Origin of the sequence: Nocardioides zhouii (assembly GCF_004137345.1) — a bacterium.
Lineage (GTDB): Bacteria > Actinomycetota > Actinomycetes > Propionibacteriales > Nocardioidaceae > Nocardioides > Nocardioides zhouii.
This window is the reverse complement of the sequence record NZ_SDWV01000003.1, coordinates 34,867-60,671: the sequence shown is the minus strand read 5'-3', so window position 1 is coordinate 60,671 and position 25,805 is coordinate 34,867. Positions and strand designations below refer to the sequence as shown.

Here is a 25,805-nt window from a genome sequence, read left to right as displayed (position 1 = left end):
GCATCGCCACACCTCATGGCTCAGCCGCGCTGACGCAGCGCTTCGTGGAGCACGATCGATCCCGCCACCGCCGCGTTGAGCGACGACGCCGAGCCGACCATCGGGATGCTCGCCACGTCGTCGCAGACCGCGCGCCACTGCGAGGAGAGGCCGTGGGTCTCGTTGCCGACGACGACCACGACCCGGCCGCCGAGGTCGACGTCGGCGAGCGCGCTGCCCTCCTCGTCGGTGCCGACGATCCGGTAGCCGTGGGCGTGCGCGTGCTCGACCACCGGCCCGGGGCCGGGCACGCGGAGCACGGTCAGCGCGAAGAGCGAGCCGGTGCTGGCGCGGACGGCCTGCGGGTCGTACGGGTCGGCCGCGTGGCCGGTGACGACGAGCGCCGAGGCGCCGAAGGCGTCCGCCGACCGGGCGAGCGTGCCGATGTTGCCGGGGCTGGTCGGCCGGTCGAAGACGACGATCGGTCCGTGGGGCCGCGAGGAGCCCTCGAGCCGCGACACCCCGTCGTCGGGCATCTCGATCACGGCGACGAGCTCGGCGCCGTCCTCGCGACCGCTGAGCCGGGCGTGGAGGTAGGGGGAGAGCAGCACCCGCTCGGCGTCGGTGCCCGCCCAGAGGTCGTCGGCCCAGGTGGACGACGTGCCGTCCGCGCGCAGCAGGGCGCGTACGGTCCAGCCCTCCTCGACCGCCCGCGTGATCGGGCGGACGCCCTGCACGAGGAACTCGCGGGTGCGGTGCCGCTTGGAGCGGTTGGTGAGCAGCGCCTCCCACTGCTGGAAGCGGGCGTTCTCGCGCGTGACGCGGAGGTCGTTCACGACGAGGCCGGCCAGGTGAGGGGGTAGTCCTCCGCTGCGGCGTCGTGCTTCTTGCCGAGCTTCTTGCGGGACTTGGCCGAGAGGCGGTCGCCGAAGACGGTGCCGAGGGTGTGGTCGGTCTCGTGCTGGAGGCAGCGGGCCAGGAGTCCGTCGCCATCGAAGGACACCGGCTCGCCGTCGAGGCCGAAGCCGTCGACGCGGGCCCAGTCGGGGCGCGCGCACGGCTCGAACGAGCCGGGGTAGGAGAGGCAGCCCTCCTCGTCGGAGTCGAGCTGGCGGTCCTTGCCCTCGGGCAGCGTGAGGACCGGGTTGCAGACCACGCCGACGGTGCGGACACCCTCGTCGTCGGGACAGTCGAAGACGAACATCGCGACGTCCTCGCCCACCTGGCAGGCGGCCAGGCCGACGCCGTCGGCGGCGTACATCGTGGCCACCATGTCGGCCGCCAGCGTCGCGAGCGCGTCGTCGTACGCCGTCACCTGCTGCTGCGCGCGGTGCATGACGGGCGTGCCCCAGCGGGTGATCGCGCGGGGCGATCCGCCGGTGGGGAGCGGGCCGTGGGGCGTCAGCACGTCGGAGTGGTCGTCGGTCGGCTGCTCGTCGGGCATGCGGTGGATCGTAGTGGTCGCACCCCGGGTGACGGGCACCACGTACGCGCCGCTGGTCAAGGGTGTAACTCAGAGTTACATTTGGCTCATGTCCTTCCTCAGCAGCCTCCGGCCCGGCGGTCGTCACGGGTTGTCGTCCCGCGAGACGCGCGATCCCATCGGGTACGCCATCGCCGCCGTCAACCGGCTCGCGCAGAGCGACCTCATCGACCGCGTCGGCCTGCGCAAGCAGACCGAGCAGGCCGTCTACTCCACCACCCGCAACGGCTTCCGCGTCGCCACCGCGGCCGGTCGCACGTACGCCCGGGCAGGTCGGCGCACCGCAGGGGAGCGGCCCGCCAACGCGCCGTCGCGCGGCGTCTTCGACCTGACCCCGACCGAGGACGAGAGCATGCTCGTCGACGTCGTGCAGGAGCTCGCCGCCGAGCTGTTCCGCCCGGCCGCCGCGGCGGCCGACGAGGCGTGCGCCGCACCCGCCGAGGTGCTCGCGGCAGCCCAGGAGGTCGGCCTCCCCGGTCTCGGCGTGCCCGAGTCGCTCGGCGGGATCATGGAGGAGCGCTCCGCGATGGCGGGCACCCTCGTCGCCGAGGCGCTGGCCAAGGGCGACATGGGCCTCGCCGTGGCCGCGCTCTCTCCCGGCGCCGTCGCCACGGCTCTCGGGCTCTGGGGCACCGACGAGCAGCAGCAGACCTACCTGCCGGCCTTCACCGGCACCGACGTCCCCACGGCCGCCCTGACGATCGCGGAGCCGACGGTCCTCTTCGACCCGTTCGAGCTGTCCACGACCGCGCTGCGCGACGGTGACGGCTTCGTGCTCGACGGCGTGAAGTCCGCGGTCGTCCGCGGTGCCGAGGCCGAGCTGTTCGTCGTCGCCGCGATGCTCGACGGCACGCCGGCGCTCTTCCTCGTCGAGTCCGGCACCGAGGGGCTCGAGGTCGAGGCAGACCCGTCCATGGGCCTGCGCGCCGCGGCGCTCTCGCGCCTGCACCTCACCGGCGTACGCGTCGGTGCGGAGGCGCTCCTCGGCGACACCGACGGCGTGGCCTACACCGAGTGCGTACGCCTCTCGCGGCTCGCGTGGTGCGCCCTCGCGGTCGGCACCGGCCAGGCGGTCCTCGACTACGTCAAGGACTACGTCAACGAGCGCCAGGCGTTCGGCGAGCCGATCAGCCACCGCCAGTCGGTGGCGTTCATGGTCGCCGACATCGCCATCGAGCTGCAGGCGATGCGCCTGCTGACCTGGAAGGCCGCCTCCCGCGCCACCCGCGGCCAGGACTTCGCCCGCGAGGTCGCGCTGGCGCGCCAGCTCTGCTCGGAGAAGGGCATGCGCATCGGCCTCGACGGCGTGCAGCTGCTCGGCGGCCACGGCTTCGTCAAGGAACACCCGGTCGAACGGTGGTACCGCGACCTGCGGGCCGTCGGGATCATGGAAGGTGCGGTGCTGGTCTGATGATCAACCTCGAGACCCCGAAGAAGCAGGCGCAGCTCATCGACCAGGCCCACCAGCTGGCGATGAACATGCTCCGCCCGATCTCGCGCAAGTACGACCGCGCCGAGCACGAGTACCCCAAGGAGCTCGACATGCTCGCCGCGCTGATCGACGGCGTGAGTGAGACCGGCGCGACCGGCGGCGCCGGCGCGGGCGGCGTACGTCGTGACGAGACGCCCGACAAGGACCCGTCGAAGGTGCGCAACGGCGCCAACCTCGCCTCGGTGCTGTCGGTTGCCGAGATGTGCTGGGGCGATACCGCGCTGCTGCTCTCGATGCCGCGCCAGGGCCTGGGCAACTCCGCGATCGCGTCGGTCGCCAACGAGGAGCAGCTCGAGCGCTACAAGGGCACGTGGGCCGCGATGGCGATCACCGAGCCCGGCATCGGCTCGGACTCGGCCAACCTCGCGACCACGGCGGTCAAGGACGGTGACGAGTACGTCATCAACGGCGAGAAGATCTACGTCACCTCCGGCGACCGCGCCGACAGCGTCGTCGTGTGGGCCACGCTCGACAAGGAGCTCGGCCGCGCGGCGATCAAGTCGTTCCTCGTCCGCAAGAACAACCCCGGCCTCAAGGTCGAGCGGCTCGAGCACAAGCTCGGCATCCGCGCCTCCGACACCGCGGCGATCACCTTCACCGACTGCCGCGTGCCGGCCGAGGACCTCCTCGGCTCGCCGGAGATCGACACCAAGTCGGGCTTCGCCGGTGCGATGGCGACCTTCGACAACACCCGTCCGCTGGTGGCCGCGATGGCGATCGGGTGCGCCCGGGCCTCGCTCGACCTGACCCGCGACCTGCTCGAGCAGGCCGGCGTCACCATCGACTACGACCGCCCGGCCGAGCGCCAGGTGGCCGCAGCCGCGAAGTTCCTGCAGCTCGAGGCGGACTGGGAGGGCGCCCAGCTGCTGATGATGCAGGCGGCGTGGATGGCCGACAACCGCAAGCCCAACTCGCTCGAGGCCTCGATGGCCAAGGCCAAGGCCGGCCGGGTCGGCTCCGACGTGACGCTCTCGTGCGTCCAGCTCTGCGGCACCCTCGGCTACAGCGAGGGCGAGCTGCTGGAGAAGTGGGCACGAGACTCCAAGATCCTCGACATCTTCGAGGGCACCCAGCAGATCCAGCAGCTCATCGTGGCCCGCCGGATCCTCGGGCTGACGAGCTCTGAGCTGAAGTAGGGCTGGGTCTGTCGGAGTCCCCGCTTGAGCGGTGACTCCCGCGCGGTTGGGCCGTTGCAACGCCCCCATCCCGCAAGACTTCCCCCACCCGACACACGACGAGGCCCCCTCCCGGGCGATCTGGGAGGGGGCCTCGTGTGTGTGGTGGGTCAGGAGACGGACTTGAAGGGGTCGTGCTCGGCGAGGAGACGGTCGACGCGGGCCTGGTCGATGCGGTGGAAGACCCGTTGGTCCTCCTGCTGGTCGCGGATGACCTTGGCGAGCGTGAAGGCCGACGTGGTCAGGTAGAGGGTGCCGAGGGCGAGGAACCCCTTGATCCAGGGATCGGCTTCCATGAAGTAGACGGCGACCAGCATCGCGAAGAGCGAGGCGCCGAAGGAGATCGCGGCCTGGGCGGCGAAGGCAGTGGTGTTCTTGGCGGTGGTGTCGGTCTTGGGCATGGGTGAAGTCTCGTGTCGCCCGCGCTCCCGCGGACCTGCCGTCGTACCCGATCGGTGCTGAGTACGACGACCCAACCTGCCCCGGTACGTTCGCGCTATGGCAGACCACATGACGCCCGATGAGTTCCGTCGCCAGGGGCACGCCGCGATCGACTGGATCGCCGACTACTGGGCATCACTCGACGACCTGCCGGTGCGCGCCCAGGTCGCGCCCGGTGACGTACGCCGCGAGCTCCCGACGTCGGCGCCGGAGACCGGCGAGCCGTTCGAGGCCGTGCTCGCCGACCTCGACCGCATCGTCGTGCCGGGCCTCACGCACTGGCAGCACCCGCGGTTCTTCGCCTACTTCCCGGCCAACTCGTCGCCGGCGGCGATCCTCGGCGACCTGCTCTCGAGCGGCATCGGCGCCCAGGGGATGATCTGGGCGACCAGCCCGGCGGTCACCGAGGTGGAGCAGGTCGTCCTGGACTGGTTCGCCGAGGCGCTGGGCCTCCCGGACGCGTTCCGCAGCGACGGCGCCGGTGGCGGCGTCATCCAGGACACCGCCTCCACCGCGACCTTCACGGCGCTGCTGTCGGCGCTCCACCGCGCCAGTGAGGGAGACGTACGCGTGCACGGCCTGGGGGACGTCCCGTGGCGGGTGTACGGCTCCACCCAGGCGCACTCGTCGCTGGTGAAGGCCGCGATGATCGCTGGCCTCGGCGAGGACGCCGTGCGGTCGATCGACATCGACCCGGTGACGCAGGCGATGGACGTCGACGCCCTGCGCGACGCCATCGTCGAGGACGTCGAAGCCGGTCTCCGGCCGGTCATGGTGCACGTCGCCGCCGGCAGCACGTCGACCGGTGCGATGGACGACATCGCGGCGGTCGCCGAGGTCGTCCGCGAGTGGGGCGTGTGGCTGCACGTGGACGCGGCGTGGGCCGGTGTCGCGGCGGTGTGCCCCGAGCACCGTGACCACCTCGCGGGCGTCGAGGCGGCCGACTCGTTCGTCACCAACCCGCACAAGTGGCTGCTCACGACGTTCGACTGCAGCACGTTCTGGGTGCGCGACCGGGCGGCGCTGACCGGTGCGCTCTCGATCCTGCCGGAGTACCTCCGCAACGCGGCCACGGAGTCGGGCGAGGTCGTCGACTACCGCGACTGGCACCCGCAGCTGGGGCGCCGGTTCCGCGCGATCAAGCTGTGGGCGGTGATGCGCACGTACGGGCTCGAGGGGCTGCGCGCCCACATCCGCAGCGGCGTCGAGCTGGCCGAGCACGTCGCCGACCTCGTGGCCGCCGACGACCGCTTCGAGATGGTCACCGAGCCCGCGCTGTCCCTGGTCGTGTTCCGGCTGGCGAGCGGTGACGAGCAGACCCTGGCGGCGATGGAGGCGGTCAACGCCTCCGGGGTGGCCTACCTCAGCCACACGACGGTCAACGGTCGCGCGGCCATCCGGCTGGCGGTCGGCAGCTGGCGTACGACCGCCGCTGACATCGACCTCACGTGGCGCGCGCTGCAGGAGGCCGCGGCCGCACAGGGCTGACGCGCCGGGCTGAGAAGGTGGGGAGCATGAAGCTCTTCGCCGACACCCCTGTCCGCCGCACCGTCCAGGTGATCGTCGACCTGCTGTTCGTCGCGTGGTTGGTGCTGTGGGTCTGGATCGGGATGGCCGTGCACGACGGCACGATGGAGCTCGCCGGCCCGGCGCGACAGACCGACTCGGCCGCGACCTCGATGGCCGAGCAGCTCCGCGATGCGGGCGGTCGCCTCGGTGAGGCCCCCCTGGTCGGGGACGAGCTCGCGGTGCCGTTCGACAAGGCGGCCGACGCCTCCGACGGGATCGCCTCCGCCGGGCGCGACACGGTGGCGGCTGTGGAGCGGCTGGCCCTGCTGCTCGGCCTCTCCGTCGCGCTCATCCCGATCCTCATCGTGTCGGTCATCCACCTGCCGCTGCGATGGCGCTTCATCCGGGAGGCGACCGCGGGGGCGCAGTTCATCGACGCCCAGGAGGACCTCGACCTCTTCGCGCTCCGGGCGCTCGCCAACCAGCCGATGCGAGTGCTGGCGAAGGTCAGCGACGACCCGGCCGGTGCCTGGCGCGCCCGCGACCCCGAGGTCGTACGACGTCTCGCAGCGCTCGAGCTCGCGGACGTCGGGCTGCGGCCCCGGAAGCTCCCCGCCGCGTAGAGTTCGCCCACGTGCAGTTCCTTCACGACCCGCCGTCGCACGACCTCACCTACGACGACGTCTTCATGGTGCCCCGTTCGTCATCGGTCGCCAGCCGCTACGACGTCGACCTGGCCACCTCCGACGGCACCGGCGCCACGCTGCCGCTCGTCGTGGCCAACATGACGGCCATCGCCGGCAAGCGGATGGCCGAGACCGTCGCGCGGCGCGGCGGCATCACGGTGATCCCGCAGGACATCCCGATCCCGGTGGTCGCCGACGTGGTGCGCTGGGTCAAGCAGCGCCACCACGTCTTCGACACCCCGATCGAGCTGCGTCCCGACCAGACGGTCGCCGAGGCGCTGGCGCTGATCCCCAAGCGCGCGCACAGGGCCGCTGTCGTCGTCCAGGACGGCCGCCCCGTCGGCGTCGTCTCCGAGGCCGACTGCAGCGACGTGGACCGCTTCGCCCAGGTGGGCTCGGTGATGAACGCGGCCGTGGTGACCGTCTCCGCCACCACCGACCCGCGCGAGGTCTACGACGCCATCGAGCGGGCGAAGGCGCCACTGGCCGTCGCCGTCTCGGCGTCCGGCGAGCTGGTGGGCGTGCTCACCCGGCTCGGTGCCCTGCGGGCCACGCTCTACTCGCCGGCCCGCGACGCGTCCGGCGGCCTGCGCATCGCGGCAGCCGTCGGCGTCAACGGTGACGTGGCCGACCGGGCCGCCGAGCTGCTCGCGGCGGGCGTCGACTGCCTCGTCGTGGACACCGCCCACGGCCACCAGGACCGGATGGTACAGGCCCTGCAGGCCGTACGCGCGCTGTCGCCGACAGTGCCGATCGCCGCCGGCAACGTCGTCTCCGCCGAGGGCACCCGCGCCCTGGTCGAGGCGGGCGCCGACATCGTCAAGGTCGGCGTCGGTCCCGGCGCGATGTGCACGACCCGGATGATGACCGGGGTCGGCCGTCCGCAGTTCTCCGCCGTCCTCGACTGCGCCGCCGCAGCGCGTGAGCTCGGCAAGCACGTGTGGGCAGACGGGGGCGTACGCCACCCGCGCGACGTCGCGCTGGCCCTCGCGGCGGGCGCCTCCTCGGTGATGATCGGGTCGTGGTTCGCCGGCACCCACGAGTCGCCGGGCGACCTCATGCTCGACGCCGACGGTCGCCCGTTCAAGGTCTCGTTCGGGATGGCGTCGGCCCGCGCAGTGGCCAACCGCACCTCCGGCGAGTCGTCGTACGACCGGGCGCGCAAGGGGCTCTACGAGGAGGGCATCTCGTCGTCGCGGATGTACCTCGACCCGCAGCGCCCGGGCGTCGAGGACCTCATCGACCAGATCTGCTCGGGCGTACGGTCGTCGTGCGCGTACGCCGGAGCGAGCAACCTCGCCGAGCTCCACGAGCGCGCGCTGGTGGGCGTGCAGTCCGCCGCCGGGTTCCACGAGGGCCGTCCGCTCGACAGGTCGTGGTGATGGACCACGTCTTCGTGATGACGTACGGCCGGTCGGGCTCGACGCTGCTGATGGGCATCCTCAACTCGATCCCCGGCTGGCTGCTGCGCGGCGAGAACCGCCACGCGATGCGGCACCTCTACGAGTTCCACCGCAGTGGCCTCGCCGAGAAGGCGCGCGTCGACCCGGCTCGCGCGAGCGAGCCGACGCATCCGTGGTTCGGCATCGAGTCCTTCCCCGAGGAGGCGTCGCTCGCGCACATCCGCGCCCTCGCCGAGGCCACGCTGCTGCGCCCCGAGCCGGACACGCGGGTGACGGGCTACAAGGAGATCCGCTGGTACGACGACGACCTCCCCGACTACGTCGCGTTCCTCCGCCAGGTCTTCCCCGGCGCGCGGTTCGTGCTCAACACCCGCAACCTCGAGGACGTCGCCGCCAGCAACTACTGGACGCACAAGGACGACCCGCTCGGACAGGTGCAGCGCATCGAGGCGACGATGCTCGCGGCCGCCGAGGGGCTGGGCGACAGCGTCCATCGCGTCCACTACGACGACTACGTCGCCGACCCCGGTTCGTTGGTCGGCCTGTTCGACTGGCTCGGCGAGGACTTCGACGAGCAGCGGGTGCGCGAGGTCATGGCGACGCCCCACTCGCGGCGGGGCAAGCACCGCGACTGAACCTTGCCCCGGACGTCATACGGAACGGGTTGGCGGTTGCGCCGTCCGTATGACGTCCCGCCGGCCGTGAGATGGTGAAGCATGATCATCAATCCGGGGAGTCATGATCCGCAGGGTCCGTGGGATCCGAACGAGAAGAAGAAGTACTTCGACCTCAGGTACTTCTGGGTGCTGATGCCGATCCTTCTCGTGATGCTGGGCTTCCTGGTCTTCGTCGCCGACTGACCGTCCTCGCGTCAGCGGGACGACCGGGCCGTACGTCCCTTGGTCACCCCGACGAACGCCTGCGTCACGTCGTCGTCGCGCTCGAGCTTCCAGACCAACGCGATCGTCGTCGGGTCGAGGTCGGCGACGACCCGGGTCACGACGTCCTTGCGCTGGTGGAGCCGCGCGACCGACATCGGCAGGATGACGACGCCCGTGCCGGCGGCGACGGTCTCGATCGCGTCCTGCTCTGACATAGGCGGCCAGTCGAGCTGGTCGGCCTCGGGTCGCCAGCCGCTCGAGTGGGGGCGTACGAGCTGCTCGTCGACGAGGTCGCCGGTGGCGATCTCGTCGTCCGTGGCGGCGATCAGGTGCTCGCGGGACGCGACCGCGACCTGCAGCTCGTCGTAGAGGCGTACGCAGTGCAGGCCGTCGGTGTCCGCGGGCAGCCGGACCAGCGCCATGTCGAGGCCGCCGTCGCGCACGCCGTCGAGCTGCTCGGCCTCCGTCACCGGCACGAGCTCCAGGCGCTCACGCCGCTGGTCCCGCCAGTTGCGCGCCCACTTGTCCGGGGTCGCGCCGGTGACGAAGCCGATGGTCAGGGTCATGGGAACGACCCTACGGCTCAGGCCTCCGGGTCCTTCTCGACCGCCAGCACGAAGTCGTCGCCGTGCTCGGTGATGCCCGTGACCACGGCGGCCTCGACCGCCTCGATGGCGTACTGGCGGCGGACGACGAGCGGGTCGTTGGAGAGGTCCTTCACGAGCGCCACGGCGAGGGCGACCATCACGAGCACGAACGGCAGGGCCGCGATGATGGTGATCGTCTGCAGCCCGCTGAGCGCGTCCTCGCCACCGGCGAGCAGCATCACGATCGCGACGAGACCGGTGGCGACGCCCCAGAAGATGACGGTCGGCTTGCGCGGCTCGAGCGCGCCCTTCTCCGAGAGCGACCCCATCACGATGGACGCCGCGTCGGCACCGGAGACGAAGAAGATCGCCACGAGCACCATGACCAGGATGCTGGACACGGTCGCGAGCGGGAACTGGTCGAGCACGGTGAACAGCTGCGACTCGATGCCGCCCGCGCCGGCGATGTCGACGCCGTCCTGCTGGAGCTTGATGGCGGCGCCGCCGAAGATCGCGAACCAGACCAGGCTGACCAGGCTCGGCACCAGCAGCACGCCGGTGACGAACTGGCGGATGGTGCGACCGCGCGAGATGCGGGCGATGAACATGCCCACGAACGGGGTCCACGAGAGCCACCAGGCCCAGTAGAAGACTGTCCAGCCGGCGAGCCACTCACTCACCGCGGCACCCTCGGCGCCGGTGCGCGAGGCCATCTCGGGAAGCTGGCCGGCGTAGCTGCCGATGGCGGTCGGGAGCAGGTTGAGCATGAAGACCGTCGGGCCGACCACGAACACGAAGGCGGCCAGCACGAGGGCCAGGACCATGTTGATGTTGGAGAGGTACTGGATGCCCTTGGCGACGCCCGACACTGCGGAGAGCACGAACGCCACCGTGAGCAGGGCGATGATCGCGACGAGCACCGTGTTGCCGGCGCCGCCGATGCCGCCGACGATCTCCAGGCCGCTGCGGATCTGGAGGGCGCCGAGGCCGAGCGAGGCGGCCGAGCCGAAGAGGGTCGCGAAGATCGCGAGCATGTCGATGACCTTGCCGGCGGGACCGTGGGCGCGCGAGCCGAGGAGCGGCTCGAAGGCGGCGCTGACCAGCTGGACGCGGCCCTTGCGGTAGGTGCCGTACGCGATCGCGAGTCCGACGACGGCGTAGATCGCCCACGGGTGCAGCGTCCAGTGGAAGAGGGTGGTGGCCATGGCGGTCTGCGCGCTGCCCGTCGCCCCCGTCCCCGGCGGGGGAGTGGCGAAGTGGCTGACCGGCTCGCTGACGCCGTAGAACATCAGGCCGATGCCCATCCCGGCGCTGAACATCATCGCGATCCACGACACCGTCCGGAACTCCGGCTGCTCGTCGTCGCGGCCCAGCGGGATGTTGCCGAAGCGGCCCATCGCCAGCCAGATCACGAACACGACGAACGCCGACGCGGTCAGCACGAAGATCCACCCCGTGTTGGTCATCGTCCACGCCAGCCCGCGCTCGGACGCGCTGCTGAGCGAGGCGGTGCTGACCAGGCCCCAGACGAGGAAGCCGACGGCGATGAGCGCGGTGACGCCGAACACGACCTTGTCGAGGCCGGAACCGCGGGGCTCGCTCAGCTCGATCGACGCGTCGAGCGCGGGATGGAGGTCGTCGGTCGCCGGCGGGCTGTCGGGCCCGGCCGGCGCCGCGGAATCGGGTGCTGCGGTGCGAATAGCCATTCGAGGACCAGACCAACAATCTCGACATCGAGCAAACCGGGAGTACGTCGCCCCGCTCAGGACGAGAGGAGGCTCACACGTCGGCCGAGGCAGGGGCGCCGGGCTTGCCGGCGTCGGCGTACGACCGGACGACCGACACGTTGAGCGGGAAGTCGACGGCCAGCTCGCGGAAGAGCAGCGCGCCTGCGGCCGAAGCGGCCGCGGTGACCTCGGCGGCGACCGCGTCGGCGAGCGCCGCGGGACAGTGGACGACGACCTCGTCGTGGAGGAAGAAGACCAGGTGGGGCCGGGCGTCGAGCGGTCCGTCGGCCCCGAGTCGCCAGAGGCGGTTGCGCAGGTCGGCGATCCAGCACGACGCCCACTCGGCGCCGGTGCCCTGGACGACGAAGTTGCGGGTGAACCGGCCGTAGGCCCGGCGGTGCCGGTCCTGGTCGTCGAGGTCGGCGGGTGGTGCGTCGGGCGACTCGTCCCACGACCCGCCGCCGAGGGCCGGGCAGCCGCGGCCCAGGAGCGTACGCACGACCTGGCCGCGCTCGCCCGCGCGAGCTGCCTCCTCGACGAGACCGAAGGCGGCGGGGTAGCGGCGGGTCAGCCCGGCGACCATCCGGCCGCTCTCGCCGCTGGTCGCGCCGTACATCGCGCCGAGGAGGCCGAGCTTCGCGTCCTGCCGGGTCGCGACGGCGCCGTCGTCGACCATGCCCTGGTAGAGGTCGGCGCCGCGGGCGGCCCGCGCCAGCGCCCGGTCGCCGCTCATCCCGGCGAGCACGCGCGGCTCGAGCTGGGCGACGTCGGCGACCACGAGCACCCAGTCGTCGTCGGCGACCGCGGCCGAGCGCACCTGCACCGGGAAGGACAGTGCGCCGCCCCCGTTGGACGACCAGCGCCCGGTGGCGGAGCCCGCCGGCTGGTAGACCGGCCGGAACCGCCCGCCGCTGACCCACTGGTCGATCCACGCCCAGCCGTTGGTGGAGAACAGGTGCGCCAGCTGCTTGTAGCGCACGAGCGGCTCGACGACCGGGTGGTCGACGGCACGAAGGGTCGAGCGCCGGGTGTCGGGGACCTCGATCCCGGCCCGGCGCAGCGCGGCCAGGAGGTGGGGGCGGGAGTCGGGGTTGAGGCCGGGCGTCTCGAGGAGCCGGCGTACGTCGTCCGCGAGCTCCTCCAGCAGGCGGGGCCGGGCCCCGCGTGGCGGTCGTGGTCCGAGCAACTCGGTCAGCAGCGCCTCGTGCACGTCCACCCGCCACGGCACGCCGGCATGTGTCATCTCGGCGGCCGCGAGCGCGCCGGCCGACTCCGCCGCGACCAGCAGCTCGAGCCGGGCGGACTCGGGTGACGCCTCGATTGTGGCGACCTGACGGGCGTCCTCGATGTCGGCGCGCAGGTGCTCGGAGGCGTCGTCGGCGCTGAAGAGCATGGGATCCGTCGGCTCCGCTGCTCGGAGCCGGTCCCACAACCAGGACTCCTCGCCCTCGAGCAGGCGCTCGTCGACCGCCGGCGCGCGGCGCAGCAGGCGGTGGCACAGCCGCAGGTCGTGGCAGCGCTCGACGCGGACGTCGGCGGCCAGGAGCAGCGGGTACCACCGGGCAGTGTCGTCCCAGACCCAGCGCGGAGCGCCGGCCGACTCGCGCTCGGCGACGTACGCCGGCAGGTCGGTGAGGTCCATCACGTGCTCGGTGCCGTCCTCGACCAACCGTACGCGCTCGTCGGGCAACCGGGAGACCTGGATGCGCGACATGGGGACACCTTCCCCCACCCCTCCGACGGTGGTGCGAGCCGTCCCGTTTTGACCGGAGCGGCATCGATGACGTGCAGTTAGCCCACACGGGGGTGCTGGTCTCACCCGTTGCCGCTGTCGTCAAAGCCTGTGCAACCGAGGAAGGTGTGTCCGTGTCGAAGATCGCGACGCTGCTGATCACTGCGAGCCTGGTGCTCGGCACCGCGCTGGTGGCCGGCTCGCCGGCCTCGGCGATCCGGGCCGGTGACCTCTCCGTGAGCCAGGGCGCGACCGCCCCCGTCGCGACCAAGGTCGCCGCGAAGCGCCAGTGGAAGGCCCCCAACGGCCCGTTTTTCAACGACCCCCACCGCAAGGCGGGTCACTTCCGGATCGAGCAGCAGGTCATCAAGACGATCCGCCACACCCGCCGCGGGTCGATCATCAGGATCGCGGTCTACTCCTTCGACCGGATGCCGGTGGCGAACGCGCTCATCGCGGCGCACCGTCGCGGGGTCAAGGTGCAGATGCTGCTCAACGACCACCAGGACACCCGCGCCATGCAGGTGATCCGGGCCGAGATCGGCACCAACCGGAACAAGAAGAACTTCATCTACAAGTGCGTGGCGAGCTGCCGCAGCACCGAGAACGAGTTCAACAACCTGCACTCGAAGTTCTACTCGTTCACGCAGTCCGGCAAGTCCCAGGACGTCGTCGCCGTCGGGTCGGCGAACATGATGCTCAACGCCGCCCTGCACCAGTGGAACGACCTCTACTTCACCTCCGGCGACCACATCCTGTTCCGGAAGTACGTGTCGCTGTTCAACAACATGAAGAAGGACTTCGACACGCGCCGCCCGCCCCGGTTCTTCTGCGGGACGCCGCTGGGACCGGTCTGCGACGACTCCGTCGACAAGCACACCGTCTGGGCGTTCCCGAAGCTGTCCGGGCCGAAGAACGACCTCGTCCTCGACATGCTCGGCAAGATCCAGTGCCTCACCCCCGACGGCGCCGGGGGAGTCACCCGGACCCGCCTCGCCCTGTCGATGCACACCATGCGTGGGCGTCGCGGTGACTACCTGGCCACGGCGGTCCGCAACAAGTTCGCCGAGGGCTGCGACTTCCGGGTCAGCTACGGGCTCATCGGCTACCACACCAAGCAGATCCTGGGTGCGCCGACGGCGCGCGGACGGATCCCGCTGCGCTCGACCGGTCTGGACTACAACACCGAGGACGACTTCGACCTCAACAAGGACGGCGAGGACGACCTGATCCTCGACTACTACAGCCACCAGAAGTACTTCGTCATCCAGGGCACCTACAACGGCGTGCAGGGCACCGAGATGGTGCTCACCGGCTCGTCGAACTGGGCCAGCCTCAGCACCGCCAACGACGAGCTGTGGCTGACGGTCCGGGGTCGTCGCGTGGCGCGGAAGTACGTCCGCAACTTCGACTACCAGTGGGACCACGACCGCAACTCGCGCGACGCGTACACGACGACGTACTCCACCTTCCGCGTGGAGCGCGACGGGCGCTGGGTCACCGAGCGCCGGCCCGTCACCACGATCGAGCGCGACAACTACAGCAAGGGCCCCTACTGGGAGTCCGACTGATCGGCACGCGTGCCCGCACGGGTGGGTCCTAGGCTGCGGCCCATGCCGACCGACCCGCGCGGGCTGCGCGCAGACGCGCCGCTGCTCGATGCGTGGCTGCGGTTCCACGAGTCCCCACCGACGCCGTTCACGATCCCGGGTCACAAGCAGCGCACCGACCTGGTCGGCGACGTCGTCGCCGGCGACGTGCCGCTCTATGCCGGGCTCGACACGATGAAGCTCAGCACCGGTGTGCTCGCCGATGCCGAGTCGCGTGCGGCCCGGCTCTGGGGCGCCGACGTCTGCCGGTTCTCGACCGGTGGCGCCACCCACGCCAACCAGGCCGTGGCGCTGGCGGTGGCCGACGACGGCGACACCGTGGTGGTGAGCCGCACCCTGCACCGCTCGATGCTGCTGGGGCTGGTGCTCGCGGGTCTGACGCCCGTGTGGGTGCGGCCGGAGGTCGATCCGGCGACGGGCCTGCCGCTGGGCGTGGCGCCCGAGACCGTACGCCGTGCGCTCGTTGCCCACCCCGAGGCGCGGGCGGTCTTCGTCGGCGACCCGTCGTACGTCGGCACGGTGGGCGACGTCGCCGGACTGGCCGAGGCGGCGCACGAACACGACGTACCACTGGTGGTCGACGCCGCCTGGTCCGCGCACTTCGGCTTCCACCCCGACCTGCCGCGCCATGCCCTCCAGCTCGGTGCGGACGCGATGGTGACCAGCGCGCACAAGACGCTGCCCGCGTGGAGCCAGGCCGCGATCATCCTGGCCCGCACCGAGCGGATCGATCCCGCGCGCTTCGAGGCCGGAGTCGAGGCGACCGCCACGACCAGCCCCGCCGGCGCCATCCTGGCCAGCACGGACGCCGCCCGGGCGCTGCTCGAGCGCGACGGCGAGGAGCTGCTCGGCGCCGCGATGGCGGCAACGCGTTCGGCCCGAGACCGCCTCCGTGCCGTGCCCGGTCTCACGGTCCTCGACGGCCCGCAGGTCGACCCGCTCAAGCTCACCGTCGTGCTGTCGGCCAGTGGCGCCGACGGCAACGCGGTCGAGCAGGACCTGTTGGCAGCGGGCCTCCCGGTCGAGTCCGCCGACCGCGACGTGCTGGTCGCTGTCGTCTCCCTCGCAGACACGGCGGCCACCCTCACCGCCCTGACCGACGCGGTCGTTGCGTCGGTCGCGCAGCACCGTGGGCCGGCCCGCGCCGTCGTCGGCCCGGCGGCGTACGGCGTTCGTTCAGAGCCGGTCACCGTCGTGCCGCCGCGCCGGGCGTTCTTCGCGGCCGCCGAGACCGTGCCGATCGCCGAGGCCGTCGGCCGGACCAGCGCCGAGCTGGTCGCGCCCTACCCGCCCGGCATCCCGGTCCTCGCCCCCGGCGAACGGGTCACCGAGGAGACGTTGCGCGCGCTCGAGCACGCGCGAGCCGCCGGGATCAGGATCGCGTACGCCGCCGACCCCACCCTCGCCACGCTGCGCGTCACCGCCGGCTGACGGGGGTCACGCGGGCGCGTCGGCCGCGGCGAGGAGCATCAGGCGCTCGTGGCTCGGGCTGCCGGGCGTCGCGGTGTAGACGAGCAGGGAGTGCGACTGGAACGGGTCCTGCACGATCTGGCAGCTCAACTCCAGCGGGCCGACCGACGGGTGCAGGTAGCGCTTGACCTCGTGCGGCCGGATGCCGACCTCGTGCGCCGCCCACCGCTTGCGGAACTCCTCGCTGCGCTCGAGCAGCAGGTCGGCGAGGTGCGCGGCGCGCGAGCCGGGACCACGGAGGGCCATCACGCTGCGCGACCTCCGGCGACGACGGCGGCTTCTACGGCCCGCAATGGCCGGGCAACGCCGGCGGCCCGCCCGGCCCGCAGGAGCTGTGGACTCCGCTGCGCAGCACGGACGACGCCGCTCGACTCTGGACGGTGTCCGAGGAGCTGACCGGCGTGGCCTTCGGCTGACTGGCTGGGTCCGACCCGGATGATGGGTGGGGTGCTGCACCGACATCCCTTCCTCAGCCTGCTGACCGTGCTCTACCTGGGCTTCGTCGGCCTCGTGACGCTGACGCCGGGGTCGGAGACGCCCGACTACTCGGACTTCGCCGCGCGGGTGCTCGCCCGCCTGCAGCGCTATCCGGAGCTCGACCCACTGACCTTCAGGCTCAGCGTCGAGCGGATCGAGTTCCTCGCGAACATCGGTCTCTTCGTCCCCCTCGGCGTCTTCCTGCTGCTCCTGGTCGGGACCCGGCTGTGGTTCGTGGCGATCATGGCCGGCATCGTGCTGACCTCGATGATCGAGGCGGTCCAGAAGGAGATCCCGGGCCGCGTGTCCGACCCCCGCGACGTCGCGGCCAACTCGATCGGCCTGTTCGTCGGCGTCGCGCTCGCTGTCCTGCTGACGCTCCCCGCGACGCTGAGGCGCAACCGCGCCGCCAGGTGACGGGTCAGGGGGCGGTGTGGCGGCGGGCCGCGTCGACCAAGCCGGCCATCAGGCCGACCTCGACCCGCGTCTCGGGGTGCCACTGCACGGCGAGGCGCCAGCGGTCGGAGGTCGACTCCATCGCCTCGACGGTGCCGTCGTCCGCCCGGGCGACCGCGGTGAAGCCGGGGTGGCTGGCGACGGACTGGTGGTGGTGGCAACTGACCTCGACCCGCGGCCCCACCAGCTCGGCCAGCAGCGAGCCGGGCTCCGTCTCCACCTCCACGTCGCCGTAGACGTCGCCGCCGGGGGAGTGGTCGTCGTGGCCGACCAGGTCGGGCGTGTGCTGGTCGAGCGTCCCGCCGGCGTGCACCGCCATCAGCTGCATGCCGCGGCAGATCCCCAGCACCGGCAGGCCGACCTCGTCGGCGGCGGTGAGCAGTGCGAGCTCCCACGCGTCGCGCTCGGGCTGCCAGCCGGCCGTACGCTCGTGCGGCGCGGCGCCGTACCTCCCCGGATCGACGTCGGCCCCGCCCGAGATGACGAGCGCGTCGATCCGCGCGACGATCCGCTCGGCCGCGGAGGGGAGCGCGACGGGTGGCAGCAGCAGGGGCACGCCGCCCGCGGCCTCCACCGCGACGGCGTACTCACTGGGTAGCAGGTCGGCCCGGGTGTCCCAGACCCCCCAGGCCGCCTGCTGGCGGTACGTCGTGAGTCCGACGACTGGTGCGTCCACGGGTCAGGCCTCAGATCGGCGTGACGTAGGCGCCCGAGATGCCGCCGTCGACGAGGAAGGTGCTGGCCGTCATGAAGCTCGACTCGTCGGAGGCGAGGAAGAGCACGGCATTGGCCATCTCCTCGGGCTCGCCGAACCGGCCCATCGGCACGTGCACCAGTCGCCGCGCCGCCCGCTCTGCGTCGCTCGCGAAGAGCTCCTTGAGCAGTGGTGTGTTGACCGGGCCGGGGCACAGCGCGTTGACCCGCACGCCCTCGCGGGCGAACTGCACGCCGAGCTCGCGCGACATCGACAGCACGCCGCCCTTGGACGCGGAGTAGGAGATCTGCGAGGTGGCGGCACCCATCACGGCGACGAAGGACGCGGTGTTGATGATCGAGCCGCGCTTCTGCTCGAGCATGTAGGGGAGCGCGGCCTTGCAGCACAGGTAGACGCTGGTGAGGTTGACCTCCTGCACCTTGCGCCACGCGTCGAGGTCGGTGTCGAGGATCGAGTCGTCCTCCGGCGGCGAGATGCCGGCGTTGTTGAACGCGATGTCGACCGAGCCGTAGGTGTCCTTGGCCGTCCGGAAGAGCGCGTCGACCTCGTCCTTGGACGTCACGTCGACGTGGACGTACGTCACCACGTCGGCGCCGAGCTCGGCGACCAGCGCTGCACCCGAGGCGTCGTCGATGTCGCCGATCACGACCCGCGCGCCCTCCTCGACGAAGCGGCGTACGGTCGCCAGGCCGATGCCGCTGCAGCCGCCGGTGACGACCGCTACGCGGTCCTGGATCCTGCCTGTCATGTCTCTCCGTTCGTTGATCGAGTAGCCGCGAGGAGCGGCGTGTCGAGATCTGCTCGTCGGGTCAGTGGGCGATGAAGACGTTCTTCTCCTCGGTGAACGCGTTCGGCGCGTCCGGTCCGAGCTCGCGGCCGAGGCCGGACTGCTTGTAGCCGCCGAACGGCGTCCAGTAGCGCACCGAGGAGTGGCTGTTGACCGAGAGGTTGCCGGCCTCGACGCGACGGGCGACCCGGAGTGCGCGTCCCACGTCGGAGGTGAAGATCGAGCCGGACAGGCCGTAGTCGGAGTCGTTGGCGAGGGTGATCGCCTCGTCCTCGTCGTCGAAGGCCATCACCGCGACGACCGGGCCGAAGACCTCCTCCTGCCAGATCGCGTCGCGGGTGTCGGTGGTCTCGACGACGGTCGGCGGCAGCCACCAGCCCGGCCCGTCGGGTGCGCTGCCGGTGAAGGCGACCGTGGCGGTGTCGAGGTAGGCCTGCACGGCGTCGCGCTGCCCGGCCGAGACCATCGGTCCCATCTCGCTCTGCTCGTCGGCGGGGTCGATGACCCTGAACGCCCTGACCGCCGTCTCGAGCCGCCCCACGAACTCGTCGTACGCCGAGCGCTGCACGAGGATCCGCGAGCGGGCGCAGCAGTCCTGCCCAGCGTTGTCGAAGACGGCGGACGGCGCACTCGCGGCGGCCGCAGCGACGTCGGTGTCGGCGAAGACGATGTTGGCGCTCTTGCCGCCGAGCTCGAGTGTCACGCGCTTCACCTGGTCGGCACAGCCGGCCATGATCTTCTTGCCGACGCCCGTGGAGCCGGTGAAGCAGACCTTGCGCACCAGCGGGTGGGTCACGAAGCGCTCCCCGACGACCGAGCCCTTGCCGGGCACGATGGTCAGCACACCCTCGGGCAGGCCTGCCTCGACGGCGAGCTCCCCGATCCGGATCGCTGTGAGCGGGGTGAGCTCCGCGGGCTTGAGGACGACCGTGTTGCCGGCCGCCAGCGCGGGTGCGAACCCCCACGCGGCGATCGGCATCGGGAAGTTCCAGGGCACGATGATGCCGACGACGCCGAGCGGCTCGTGGAAGGTCACGTCCGTGCCGCCGGCGACCGGGATCTGGCGGCCGAAGAGTCGCTCGGGCGCCGCCGAGTAGTAGTTGAGGCAGTCGCGGACGTTGCCCGCCTCCCACCGCGCGTTGCCGATCGTGTGGCCGGCGTTGAGGACCTCGAGCTGGGCCAGCTCCTCGAGGTGGGCGTCGACGATCGCGGCGAACGCGCGCAGCAGCCGGGCCCGCTCGCCGGGTGCGACGTCGCGCCAGGCAGGGAAGGCGTCGTGCGCCCGCGCGATGGCAGCGTCGGCCTCGACGAGGGTGGCGGAGGCGGGGGAATGGTCGAGCTCGACGCCGGTGGTCGGGTTGATCAATGTGCTCATGGGTGGTGTCTCACAGCCTCTCGAAGCCGCGTACGAGCTCCCAGTCGGTGACGGTGGCGTTGTACGCCGCCAGCTCGATGTCGGCCATGTTGGCGTAGTGCTCGACGACCTCGTCGCCCAGGGCGGCGCGGACCACCGCGGATGTGTGGAACCTCTCGCGAGCCGCGCCCATCGTGCTCGGCACTCGCGGCTTGTCGGAGGCGTACGCGTTGCCAGTGAGCTCCGGCTCGAGCTCGAGCTCCTCGTCGATCCCGTGCAGTCCGCCCGCGATCATCGCCGCGAGGGCGAGGTAGGGGTTGGCGTCGGCGCCGGGGATCCGGTTCTCCGTCCGGGCGCCGGCCCCGCGGCCCACCAGCCGCATCGCGCAGGTGCGGTTGTCGAGGCCCCAGCCCAGCGTCGTCGGGGCGAAGGAGCCGTCGGCGAACCGCTTGTAGGAGTTGATGTTGGGAGCGAAGAAGAGAGTGAAGTCGGCCGCGGTCGCAAGGACGCCGGCGATGAACCGGTCGTACATCGGCGTACGCGCGTCCTTCTCCTTGTCCCAGAAGACGAGCTCGCCGTCGTCGCCGCGGAACGACATGTGGATGTGGCACGAGTTGCCCTCGCGCTGGTTGGGCTTGGCCATGAAGGTGACGGACTTGCCGTGCTGGGCGGCGATCTCCTTGGCGGCGTTCTTGTAGACCGCGTGGTTGTCGGCGGTGGTGAGGGCGTCGTTGAAGAGGAAGCCGACCTCGTGCTGGCCGAAGTTGCACTCGCCCTTGGCGCCCTCGACGTCGAGCCCGGCGGCGTACATGTGGTTGCGGATGTCGCGCAGCAGCGGTTCGACGCGCGTGGTGCCGAGGATCGAGTAGTCGACGTTGTACTGGTTGGCCGGCGTGAGGTCCTGGTAGCGCTTGCGCCAGGCCTCCTCGTAGGTGTCGTCGTAGATGACGAGCTCGAGCTCGGTGCCGGCCAGTGCGACCAGGCCGCGCTCGGCGAGCCGGTCGAGCTGGGTCTTGAGGATCGCGCGCGGGCTGGCCGCCACCGGCCGGTGGTCGGCCCACTCGAGGTCGCACTGGACCATCGCGGTCGCGGGCAGCCACGGCAGCAGCCGGATGGTCTGCTCGTCCATGGCGAACTCCATGTCGCCGTAGCCCTGCTCCCACGACGTCATCGCGTAGCCGTCGACGGTGTTCATGTCAACGTCGACGGCCAGGAGGTAGTTGCAGCCCTCGGTGCCGTGCCCGACCACGTGGTCGAGGAAGTAGCGCCCGTGCAGCCGCTTGCCCTGGAGCCGGCCCTGCATGTCGGTGAAGGCCAGCACGACCGTGTCGACGTCGCCGGACTCGATGCGCTGGCTGAGCGCTTCCATGGTGAGGTGCCGGTCGTTGCGTGTGGTCACGAGGTCTCCAAGCGGTGGGCGGGGCGGCGATGTACGGAGGGGTCAGACGAGCAGGCCGCGCAGGAGCGCGGCGGTGTCGTCGCAGTGGTCCTCCATCACCTGGCGGGCCCGGTCGGGGCGCCCGTCGGTGATGGCCTTGCAGATCTGGCGGTGCTGGCGGTGCGAGTGGCCGATGTTGGGCTCCAGCGCGGGGATCGCGCCGAGCATCGAGTCGAGGGTGGACTGCACCGATGTGACGGCCTCCTGCAGCCGGGCAGAGCCGCTCAGCGAGGCGATCGTCAGGTGCAGCCGGGTGTCGGCCTGGCGGTGTGCGCGCTTGCCGGAGGCTCCGTGGACCGCCTCTTCGGTCTGGACCAGTCGGTCGCGGTCGGGATCGGTCAGGGGCCGGCTCGCGGCGAGGTGCGCGGCGCCCGGCTCGACCACCCGCCGGAACTCCAGCGCGTCGAGCCACTCGGACTTCGTGGCGGCCGAGACCTTCGCCAGCCCGCCGGTGAACCGGCCGCGCGCCTGGGAGGTCACCATCGACCCGCCGCCCCGGCCGCGCTTCGTCTCGACGAGCCCCGCCTGCCGCAGCGCCGCGATGGCCTCGCGCAGCGTGGCGCGGCTGACCGCGAGCCGCTCGGCGAGCTCACGCTCGGGCGGTAGCAGGCTCCCGACGGGGTAGACCCCGAGCCGGATCGCGGTCGCGAGCTGTTCGACACACGCCTCGAACGCATGGTGTCCGCGCACTGGCCGGAGCACCGCGGCAGTGAGGTGCTCGTCCGGCTGGGCGGTCATGCGGGCCAGTCTGTGCAGGTTCCAGCCGAACGTCAATGGTCGGAGTTCATACCAATTTTACACGGGACTATTCACAAGCGGTTCGGCCGGGTCTAGCGTGCCGATCACCCACTGACCCCGCGAGAGGTGCGCCCATGTCCGCTGCAGAGTCCGCTGCAAGGTCCGACGGAGAACGGGAGCTGACCGACGACGAGAAGCACCTGGCCAAGCTCGGCTACAGCCAGGAGCTCGCCCGATCCTGGTCCGGCTTCTCCAACTTCGCGATCTCGTTCTCGATCATCTCGATCCTCGCCGGCTGCCTGACCACCTATGGAGCCGGCATCGCGAACGGCGGGCCGGTCTCGATCTCGTGGTCGTGGCCGATCATCTCGGTCTTCATCCTCATCATCGGCTTCACGATGTCCGAGCTCGTCTCGGCGATGCCGACGTCGGGTGGCATCTACTACTGGGCGTCCAAGCTCGGCGGACCCGCAGCCGGGTTCTTCACCGGCTGGCTCAACCTGATCGGTCTCGTCGCCGTGACCGCCTCGGTCGCGTACGGGTGCGCCACATTCTTCCACCTGACCTTCCTGGCCTGGGGCTGGCAGGACGAGTTCTCGCTCAACGTGGTGTTCGTGTTCTTCCTGGTGATCCTCGCGTTCATCACCGTGGTCAACATCTTCTCGAGCCACCTGCTCGCGGTGATCAACAACGTCTCGGTGTGGTGGCACGTCGCGGGCGCCGCGTTCCTCGTCCTCGTCCTGATCATCGTCCCCGACCAGCACCTCAGCGTGTCCCAGGTCTTCACCGACAAGTTCAACGGCTCCGGGTGGGCGGACGGGTCGACGAGCGGCCTCGTCTACTTCTTCGCCATCATTCCGTTCGGCTTCATCCTCACGCAGTACACGATCACCGGGTTCGACGCCTCGGTGCACCTGTCCGAGGAGACGCAGGGCGCGGCCAAGACCGCCGCCAAGGCCATCTGGCAGTCGATCTTCTACTCCGCCGTCGGCGGCTACATCCTGCTGCTCGCGGTCACCTTCGCGATCCCGCAGGTCGACGGCGTCCCCGACTACGCGAGCATCCCCGCCGGTGGTGTCGCGTACGTCTTCGACACCGCCCTCGGCTCCACCTGGGGCGGCCTGCTGCTCTTCATCTCGTCGGCCGCGCAGCTGTTCTGCGCCACGGCCTGCCTGACGTCGACGTCGCGGATGATGTTCGCCTTCAGCCGTGACCGGGCGGTCCCCGGCTCGCGCTACTGGTCCAAGGTCAACGCCCAGCGCACGCCGGCCAACGCCGTCATCTTCGCGGCTGTGCTCGGCGCGATCATCACGCTCCCGGCACTGAAGTCGGTCAACGGCATCCCGACCGCGTTCTACGCCGTCACCTCGGTGTCGGTCATCGGCCTCTACGTCTCCTTCGCCATCCCGATCTTCCTGCGCTGGCGGGCCGGCGACTCGTTCGAGGTCGGCAGCTGGAACAACGGCAGCAAGTACAAGTGGATGAACCTCGTCGCCGTCATCGAGATCGTCGTCGTCAGCTTCATGCTGATGATGCCCACGTCGCCGTTCGGGGCGCCGTGGCGCGACGAGTTCGACTGGGCGGCGGTCAACTACGCACCGATCATGGTGCTCGCCGTGCTACTCGTGCTCTTCATCTGGTGGACCGTCTCGGCGAAGAAGTGGTTCACCGGACCCGTACGGACGATCGACCAGGCCGTCGTCGACGCGTTCAAGGACTGACGGCGCCGAGGCCCCAAGCGGAGAACCCCAGGCCGATGGCCTGGGGTTCTCTGTCTGTCGAGCTGAAATGAAGAAAAGGCTCCGTGGAGCCGGAGCCTTCTCAGTGTCCGAGGGGGGACTTGAACCCCCACGCCCTAATACGGGCACTAGCACCTCAAGCTAGCGCGTCTGCCAATTCCGCCACCCGGACGAGTGCTGGAGAACAGTAGCAAAGCGATCGGCTCGACATTCAATCGGGGAGGTGCCCCGCTCTGGGGCAGGATGGACGGCATGGATGCCGCTTCCGCACAGCCTTCCCGGGACCTCTCCTACGACCCCGCGAAGGAGGTCGTGCAGCTCTGCCAGGAGCTCATCCGCATCGACACGTCCAACTACGGGACCGACGACGGTCCGGGGGAGCGCAAGGCCGCGGAGTACGTCGCCGGGCTCCTCGACGAGGTCGGGATCGACAGCCAGGTGATCGAGGGGCAGCCCGGTCGGGCCAACGTGGTCGCGCGCTGGGGCGGTGGCGACGGCCGTGCCCCGCTGCTGCTCCACGGCCACCTCGACGTCGTACCTGCCGAGGCGTCGGACTGGCGGGTCGACCCGTTCAGCGGCGAGGTCGAGGACGGCCAGGTCTGGGGTCGTGGCGCGGTCGACATGAAGGACTTCGACGCGATGCTCCTCAGCGTCGTACGGGCGCGGGCCGCCGCCGGAGCGGCACCGGACCGCGAGGTCGTGCTCTGCTTCACCGCCGACGAGGAGGCGGGCGGCGGCCACGGCGCGAAGCTGCTCGTCGAGCAGCACGCCGACCTCCTCGCCGACTGCACCGAGGCCGTCGGCGAGGTCGGCGGCTTCTCCGCGACCGTCCGCGGCCGTCGGGTCTACCTGATCGAGGCCGCCGAGAAGGGCATGGCCTGGATGCGCCTCACCGCTCGCGGTCGCGCCGGGCACGGCTCGATGATCAACGCCGACAACGCGGTGACCCGGCTCGCGGGCGCCGTCGGCCGGATCGGTGCCCACCAGTGGCCGGTCCGACTCACCCCGACCATGGAGGTGCTGCTCGCGACCATCGGCGAGCTGGCCGGCACCGAGGCGACGCCCGACAACGCCGAGGCGCTCGTCGAGGAGTTCGGCGACGCCGCCAAGATGATCGGCGCGGTCATCCGCAACACCGCCAACCCGACGATGCTCAAGGCCGGCTACAAGACCAACGTCATCCCGACCGACGCCCACGCCACGATCGACGGCCGCTTCCTGCCCGGCTACGAGGACGAGTTCTTCGCGACCCTCCACGAGCTCGCCGGCGACGGCATCGAGTTCGACTTCGAGTCCAAGCAGGACCCGTGGGAGACGCCGTACGACGGCGACCTGGTCGCCGCGATGACCCGCAGCCTGATGGCCGAGGACCCCGAGGCCCTCGTCGCGCCGTTCCTGATGAGCGGCGGCACGGACGCCAAGCACTTCCGCAAGCTCGACATGCGGTCGTACGGCTTCGCGCCCCTGCGGCTGCCGGCCGACCTCGACTTCACCGCGCTCTTCCACGGCGTCGACGAGCGGGTGCCGGTCGACGCGCTCGAGTTCGGCGCGCGCGTCTTCGACCGCTTCCTCGACGACATCTGAGGGATGTCCTGAACCGACCCGGGTGATCGCGAGCGCCGACCGGGACCACGGAAGGTGTTGCGCACGTCACGGCCGGACACCGGCGAGGGAATGCGCCGCGCTGTGGCAGAGTTCCGTCCACAAGAGCTTGCGTGCTCTGGGGGCGGTGGAAATCCGCACCGGCGGTCACAGTCCGCGACCCGACCACACCCAGTGGCCGGTTGACCAGGTGGAAATCCTGGACCGACGGTCACAGTCCGGATGAGAAGTGCACGCTGACGGCTCGTACGCATCCCCGATCTGCGGGAGCGTGCTCCGTCTCCTGCCCCCTGAGAGTCCGTACCACCCGGACCGGAGGCGGAG

At 71.0% G+C, this 25,805-nt stretch carries 24 protein-coding genes, 1 tRNA gene and 1 riboswitch; of the genes, 12 read left to right on the top strand and 13 right to left on the bottom strand.

Going from position 1 to position 25,805, the window contains the following annotated elements; translation table 11 throughout:
* Nucleotides 1–20: 20 nt before the first annotated feature.
* Together EUA94_RS03525 and def are read right to left on the bottom strand one after the other, a co-directional pair.
* Nucleotides 21–815 carry a TrmH family RNA methyltransferase gene (locus tag EUA94_RS03525; protein ID WP_129424770.1) on the bottom strand — a complete coding sequence of 265 codons (795 nt, stop codon included), beginning with the start codon at nt 813–815 and terminating at the stop codon, nt 21–23.
* Complete coding sequence (def, locus tag EUA94_RS03520) at nt 812–1,423, bottom strand: peptide deformylase (RefSeq protein ID WP_129424768.1); 612 nt, start codon at nt 1,421–1,423, stop codon at nt 812–814. Before def ends, EUA94_RS03525 begins: the two co-directional genes overlap by 4 nt.
* 88 nt (nt 1,424–1,511) lie before the next feature.
* On the opposite strand from def, the gene EUA94_RS03515 reads away from it, so the two are divergent.
* Together EUA94_RS03515 and EUA94_RS03510 are read left to right on the top strand one after the other, a co-directional pair.
* On the top strand, nt 1,512–2,873 hold the full coding sequence (locus EUA94_RS03515) for an acyl-CoA dehydrogenase family protein (protein ID WP_129424766.1): 1,362 nt from the start codon (nt 1,512–1,514) through the stop codon (nt 2,871–2,873).
* Nucleotides 2,873–4,090 (top strand): acyl-CoA dehydrogenase family protein, encoded by a 1,218-nt coding sequence (locus EUA94_RS03510; RefSeq protein WP_129424764.1) that lies wholly within the window; start codon nt 2,873–2,875, stop codon nt 4,088–4,090. Before EUA94_RS03515 ends, EUA94_RS03510 begins: the two co-directional genes overlap by 1 nt.
* A 149-nt stretch (nt 4,091–4,239) precedes the next feature.
* On the opposite strand, the gene EUA94_RS03505 is transcribed toward EUA94_RS03510, so the two are convergent.
* Entirely contained in the window at nt 4,240–4,530 is a 291-nt protein-coding gene (locus tag EUA94_RS03505; protein WP_129424762.1) for a YiaA/YiaB family inner membrane protein, read from the bottom strand.
* Nucleotides 4,531–4,627: 97 nt separating this feature from the next.
* Here EUA94_RS03505 and EUA94_RS03500 point away from each other — a divergent pair, with 97 nt between their 5' ends.
* The 5 genes from EUA94_RS03500 (at nt 4,628) to EUA94_RS22020 (ending at nt 9,028) form a co-directional block, all read left to right on the top strand.
* Nucleotides 4,628–6,058 carry a pyridoxal phosphate-dependent decarboxylase family protein gene (locus EUA94_RS03500; RefSeq protein WP_207210379.1) on the top strand — a complete coding sequence of 477 codons (1,431 nt, stop codon included), beginning with the start codon at nt 4,628–4,630 and terminating at the stop codon, nt 6,056–6,058.
* 26 nt (nt 6,059–6,084) lie between these two features.
* The gene (locus tag EUA94_RS03495) at nt 6,085–6,702 is read left to right on the top strand and encodes a hypothetical protein (protein WP_129424760.1); all 618 of its coding nucleotides are present in this window, start codon (nt 6,085–6,087) and stop codon (nt 6,700–6,702) included.
* A gap of 65 nt (nt 6,703–6,767) precedes the next feature.
* Nucleotides 6,768–8,147: a GuaB1 family IMP dehydrogenase-related protein gene (locus EUA94_RS03490; RefSeq protein ID WP_422879881.1), complete on the top strand. Its 1,380-nt coding sequence runs from the start codon at nt 6,768–6,770 to the stop codon at nt 8,145–8,147.
* Nucleotides 8,147–8,803 (top strand): sulfotransferase family protein, encoded by a 657-nt coding sequence (locus tag EUA94_RS03485; protein WP_129424756.1) that lies wholly within the window; start codon nt 8,147–8,149, stop codon nt 8,801–8,803. Before EUA94_RS03490 ends, EUA94_RS03485 begins: the two co-directional genes overlap by 1 nt.
* A gap of 81 nt (nt 8,804–8,884) precedes the next feature.
* The gene (locus EUA94_RS22020; protein WP_165356783.1) at nt 8,885–9,028 is read left to right on the top strand and encodes a hypothetical protein; all 144 of its coding nucleotides are present in this window, start codon (nt 8,885–8,887) and stop codon (nt 9,026–9,028) included.
* An 11-nt stretch (nt 9,029–9,039) separates the two neighbouring features.
* Here the strand turns inward: EUA94_RS22020 and EUA94_RS03480 are convergent, their stop codons facing one another.
* The 3 genes from EUA94_RS03480 to EUA94_RS03470 all read right to left on the bottom strand — a co-directional run bounded on the left by EUA94_RS03480 (nt 9,040) and on the right by EUA94_RS03470 (nt 13,077).
* Entirely contained in the window at nt 9,040–9,615 is a 576-nt protein-coding gene (locus EUA94_RS03480) for a LysR substrate-binding domain-containing protein (protein WP_129424754.1), read from the bottom strand.
* 17 nt (nt 9,616–9,632) lie between these two features.
* Nucleotides 9,633–11,342: a BCCT family transporter gene (locus EUA94_RS03475; protein ID WP_129424752.1), complete on the bottom strand. Its 1,710-nt coding sequence runs from the start codon at nt 11,340–11,342 to the stop codon at nt 9,633–9,635.
* A gap of 73 nt (nt 11,343–11,415) precedes the next feature.
* Complete coding sequence (locus EUA94_RS03470; RefSeq protein WP_129424750.1) at nt 11,416–13,077, bottom strand: bifunctional 3'-5' exonuclease/DNA polymerase; 1,662 nt, start codon at nt 13,075–13,077, stop codon at nt 11,416–11,418.
* Between the two features lie 152 nt (nt 13,078–13,229).
* On the opposite strand from EUA94_RS03470, the gene EUA94_RS03465 reads away from it, so the two are divergent.
* Both EUA94_RS03465 and EUA94_RS03460 read left to right on the top strand, forming a co-directional pair.
* Nucleotides 13,230–14,666, top strand: a complete 1,437-nt coding sequence (locus tag EUA94_RS03465) for a phospholipase D-like domain-containing protein (protein ID WP_165356782.1) — start codon at nt 13,230–13,232, stop codon at nt 14,664–14,666.
* Between the two features lie 42 nt (nt 14,667–14,708).
* Nucleotides 14,709–16,136: an aminotransferase class I/II-fold pyridoxal phosphate-dependent enzyme gene (locus EUA94_RS03460; RefSeq protein ID WP_129424746.1), complete on the top strand. Its 1,428-nt coding sequence runs from the start codon at nt 14,709–14,711 to the stop codon at nt 16,134–16,136.
* A gap of 6 nt (nt 16,137–16,142) precedes the next feature.
* Here EUA94_RS03460 and EUA94_RS23025 read toward each other — a convergent pair whose 3' ends face one another.
* On the bottom strand, nt 16,143–16,424 hold the full coding sequence (locus EUA94_RS23025) for an MmyB family transcriptional regulator (protein ID WP_340640850.1): 282 nt from the start codon (nt 16,422–16,424) through the stop codon (nt 16,143–16,145).
* A gap of 198 nt (nt 16,425–16,622) precedes the next feature.
* Between EUA94_RS23025 and EUA94_RS03445 the strand changes: the two genes are divergently transcribed.
* Nucleotides 16,623–17,069 (top strand): VanZ family protein, encoded by a 447-nt coding sequence (locus EUA94_RS03445; RefSeq protein ID WP_165356780.1) that lies wholly within the window; start codon nt 16,623–16,625, stop codon nt 17,067–17,069.
* A 4-nt stretch (nt 17,070–17,073) separates the two neighbouring features.
* Here the strand turns inward: EUA94_RS03445 and EUA94_RS03440 are convergent, their stop codons facing one another.
* From EUA94_RS03440 to EUA94_RS03420, 5 genes are all read right to left on the bottom strand, one after another.
* The gene (locus EUA94_RS03440) at nt 17,074–17,784 is read right to left on the bottom strand and encodes a gamma-glutamyl-gamma-aminobutyrate hydrolase family protein (protein WP_129424742.1); all 711 of its coding nucleotides are present in this window, start codon (nt 17,782–17,784) and stop codon (nt 17,074–17,076) included.
* Between the two features lie 10 nt (nt 17,785–17,794).
* Nucleotides 17,795–18,571, bottom strand: a complete 777-nt coding sequence (locus EUA94_RS03435) for a 3-oxoacyl-ACP reductase (RefSeq protein WP_129424740.1) — start codon at nt 18,569–18,571, stop codon at nt 17,795–17,797.
* 61 nt (nt 18,572–18,632) lie between these two features.
* The gene (locus tag EUA94_RS03430) at nt 18,633–19,985 is read right to left on the bottom strand and encodes an aldehyde dehydrogenase family protein (RefSeq protein ID WP_129424738.1); all 1,353 of its coding nucleotides are present in this window, start codon (nt 19,983–19,985) and stop codon (nt 18,633–18,635) included.
* Between the two features lie 10 nt (nt 19,986–19,995).
* On the bottom strand, nt 19,996–21,363 hold the full coding sequence (locus tag EUA94_RS03425) for a glutamine synthetase family protein (RefSeq protein WP_277986075.1): 1,368 nt from the start codon (nt 21,361–21,363) through the stop codon (nt 19,996–19,998).
* A gap of 42 nt (nt 21,364–21,405) precedes the next feature.
* A complete protein-coding gene (locus tag EUA94_RS03420) occupies nt 21,406–22,140 on the bottom strand; it encodes a FadR/GntR family transcriptional regulator (protein ID WP_129424736.1) in 735 nt (244 codons plus the stop codon).
* 134 nt (nt 22,141–22,274) lie between these two features.
* On the opposite strand from EUA94_RS03420, the gene EUA94_RS03415 reads away from it, so the two are divergent.
* Nucleotides 22,275–23,861 (top strand): amino acid permease, encoded by a 1,587-nt coding sequence (locus tag EUA94_RS03415; RefSeq protein WP_129424734.1) that lies wholly within the window; start codon nt 22,275–22,277, stop codon nt 23,859–23,861.
* Nucleotides 23,862–23,965: 104 nt separating this feature from the next.
* Here the strand turns inward: EUA94_RS03415 and EUA94_RS03410 are convergent.
* Nucleotides 23,966–24,051, bottom strand: a tRNA-Leu gene (locus EUA94_RS03410).
* Nucleotides 24,052–24,131: 80 nt separating this feature from the next.
* On the opposite strand from EUA94_RS03410, the gene EUA94_RS03405 reads away from it, so the two are divergent.
* On the top strand, nt 24,132–25,463 hold the full coding sequence (locus EUA94_RS03405) for a M20/M25/M40 family metallo-hydrolase (protein WP_207210378.1): 1,332 nt from the start codon (nt 24,132–24,134) through the stop codon (nt 25,461–25,463).
* A 127-nt stretch (nt 25,464–25,590) separates the two neighbouring features.
* Nucleotides 25,591–25,720, top strand: a riboswitch (FMN riboswitch).
* Nucleotides 25,721–25,805 lie beyond the last annotated feature (85 nt).

Coding starts and splice junctions, on each gene's coding strand:
- def (WP_129424768.1), bottom strand. CDS start 1,423: ATGCCCGACGAGCAGCCGACCGACGACCACTCCGACGTGCTGACGCCC.
- EUA94_RS03515 (WP_129424766.1), top strand. CDS start 1,512: ATGTCCTTCCTCAGCAGCCTCCGGCCCGGCGGTCGTCACGGGTTGTCG.
- EUA94_RS03510 (WP_129424764.1), top strand. CDS start 2,873: ATGATCAACCTCGAGACCCCGAAGAAGCAGGCGCAGCTCATCGACCAG.
- EUA94_RS03505 (WP_129424762.1), bottom strand. CDS start 4,530: ATGCCCAAGACCGACACCACCGCCAAGAACACCACTGCCTTCGCCGCC.
- EUA94_RS03500 (WP_207210379.1), top strand. CDS start 4,628: ATGGCAGACCACATGACGCCCGATGAGTTCCGTCGCCAGGGGCACGCC.
- EUA94_RS03495 (WP_129424760.1), top strand. CDS start 6,085: ATGAAGCTCTTCGCCGACACCCCTGTCCGCCGCACCGTCCAGGTGATC.
- EUA94_RS03490 (WP_422879881.1), top strand. CDS start 6,768: ATGGTGCCCCGTTCGTCATCGGTCGCCAGCCGCTACGACGTCGACCTG.
- EUA94_RS03485 (WP_129424756.1), top strand. CDS start 8,147: ATGGACCACGTCTTCGTGATGACGTACGGCCGGTCGGGCTCGACGCTG.
- EUA94_RS22020 (WP_165356783.1), top strand. CDS start 8,885: ATGATCATCAATCCGGGGAGTCATGATCCGCAGGGTCCGTGGGATCCG.
- EUA94_RS03480 (WP_129424754.1), bottom strand. CDS start 9,615: ATGACCCTGACCATCGGCTTCGTCACCGGCGCGACCCCGGACAAGTGG.
- EUA94_RS03475 (WP_129424752.1), bottom strand. CDS start 11,342: ATGGCTATTCGCACCGCAGCACCCGATTCCGCGGCGCCGGCCGGGCCC.
- EUA94_RS03470 (WP_129424750.1), bottom strand. CDS start 13,077: ATGTCGCGCATCCAGGTCTCCCGGTTGCCCGACGAGCGCGTACGGTTG.
- EUA94_RS03460 (WP_129424746.1), top strand. CDS start 14,709: ATGCCGACCGACCCGCGCGGGCTGCGCGCAGACGCGCCGCTGCTCGAT.
- EUA94_RS03435 (WP_129424740.1), bottom strand. CDS start 18,571: ATGACAGGCAGGATCCAGGACCGCGTAGCGGTCGTCACCGGCGGCTGC.
- EUA94_RS03430 (WP_129424738.1), bottom strand. CDS start 19,985: ATGAGCACATTGATCAACCCGACCACCGGCGTCGAGCTCGACCATTCC.
- EUA94_RS03420 (WP_129424736.1), bottom strand. CDS start 22,140: ATGACCGCCCAGCCGGACGAGCACCTCACTGCCGCGGTGCTCCGGCCA.
- EUA94_RS03415 (WP_129424734.1), top strand. CDS start 22,275: ATGTCCGCTGCAGAGTCCGCTGCAAGGTCCGACGGAGAACGGGAGCTG.
- EUA94_RS03405 (WP_207210378.1), top strand. CDS start 24,132: ATGGATGCCGCTTCCGCACAGCCTTCCCGGGACCTCTCCTACGACCCC.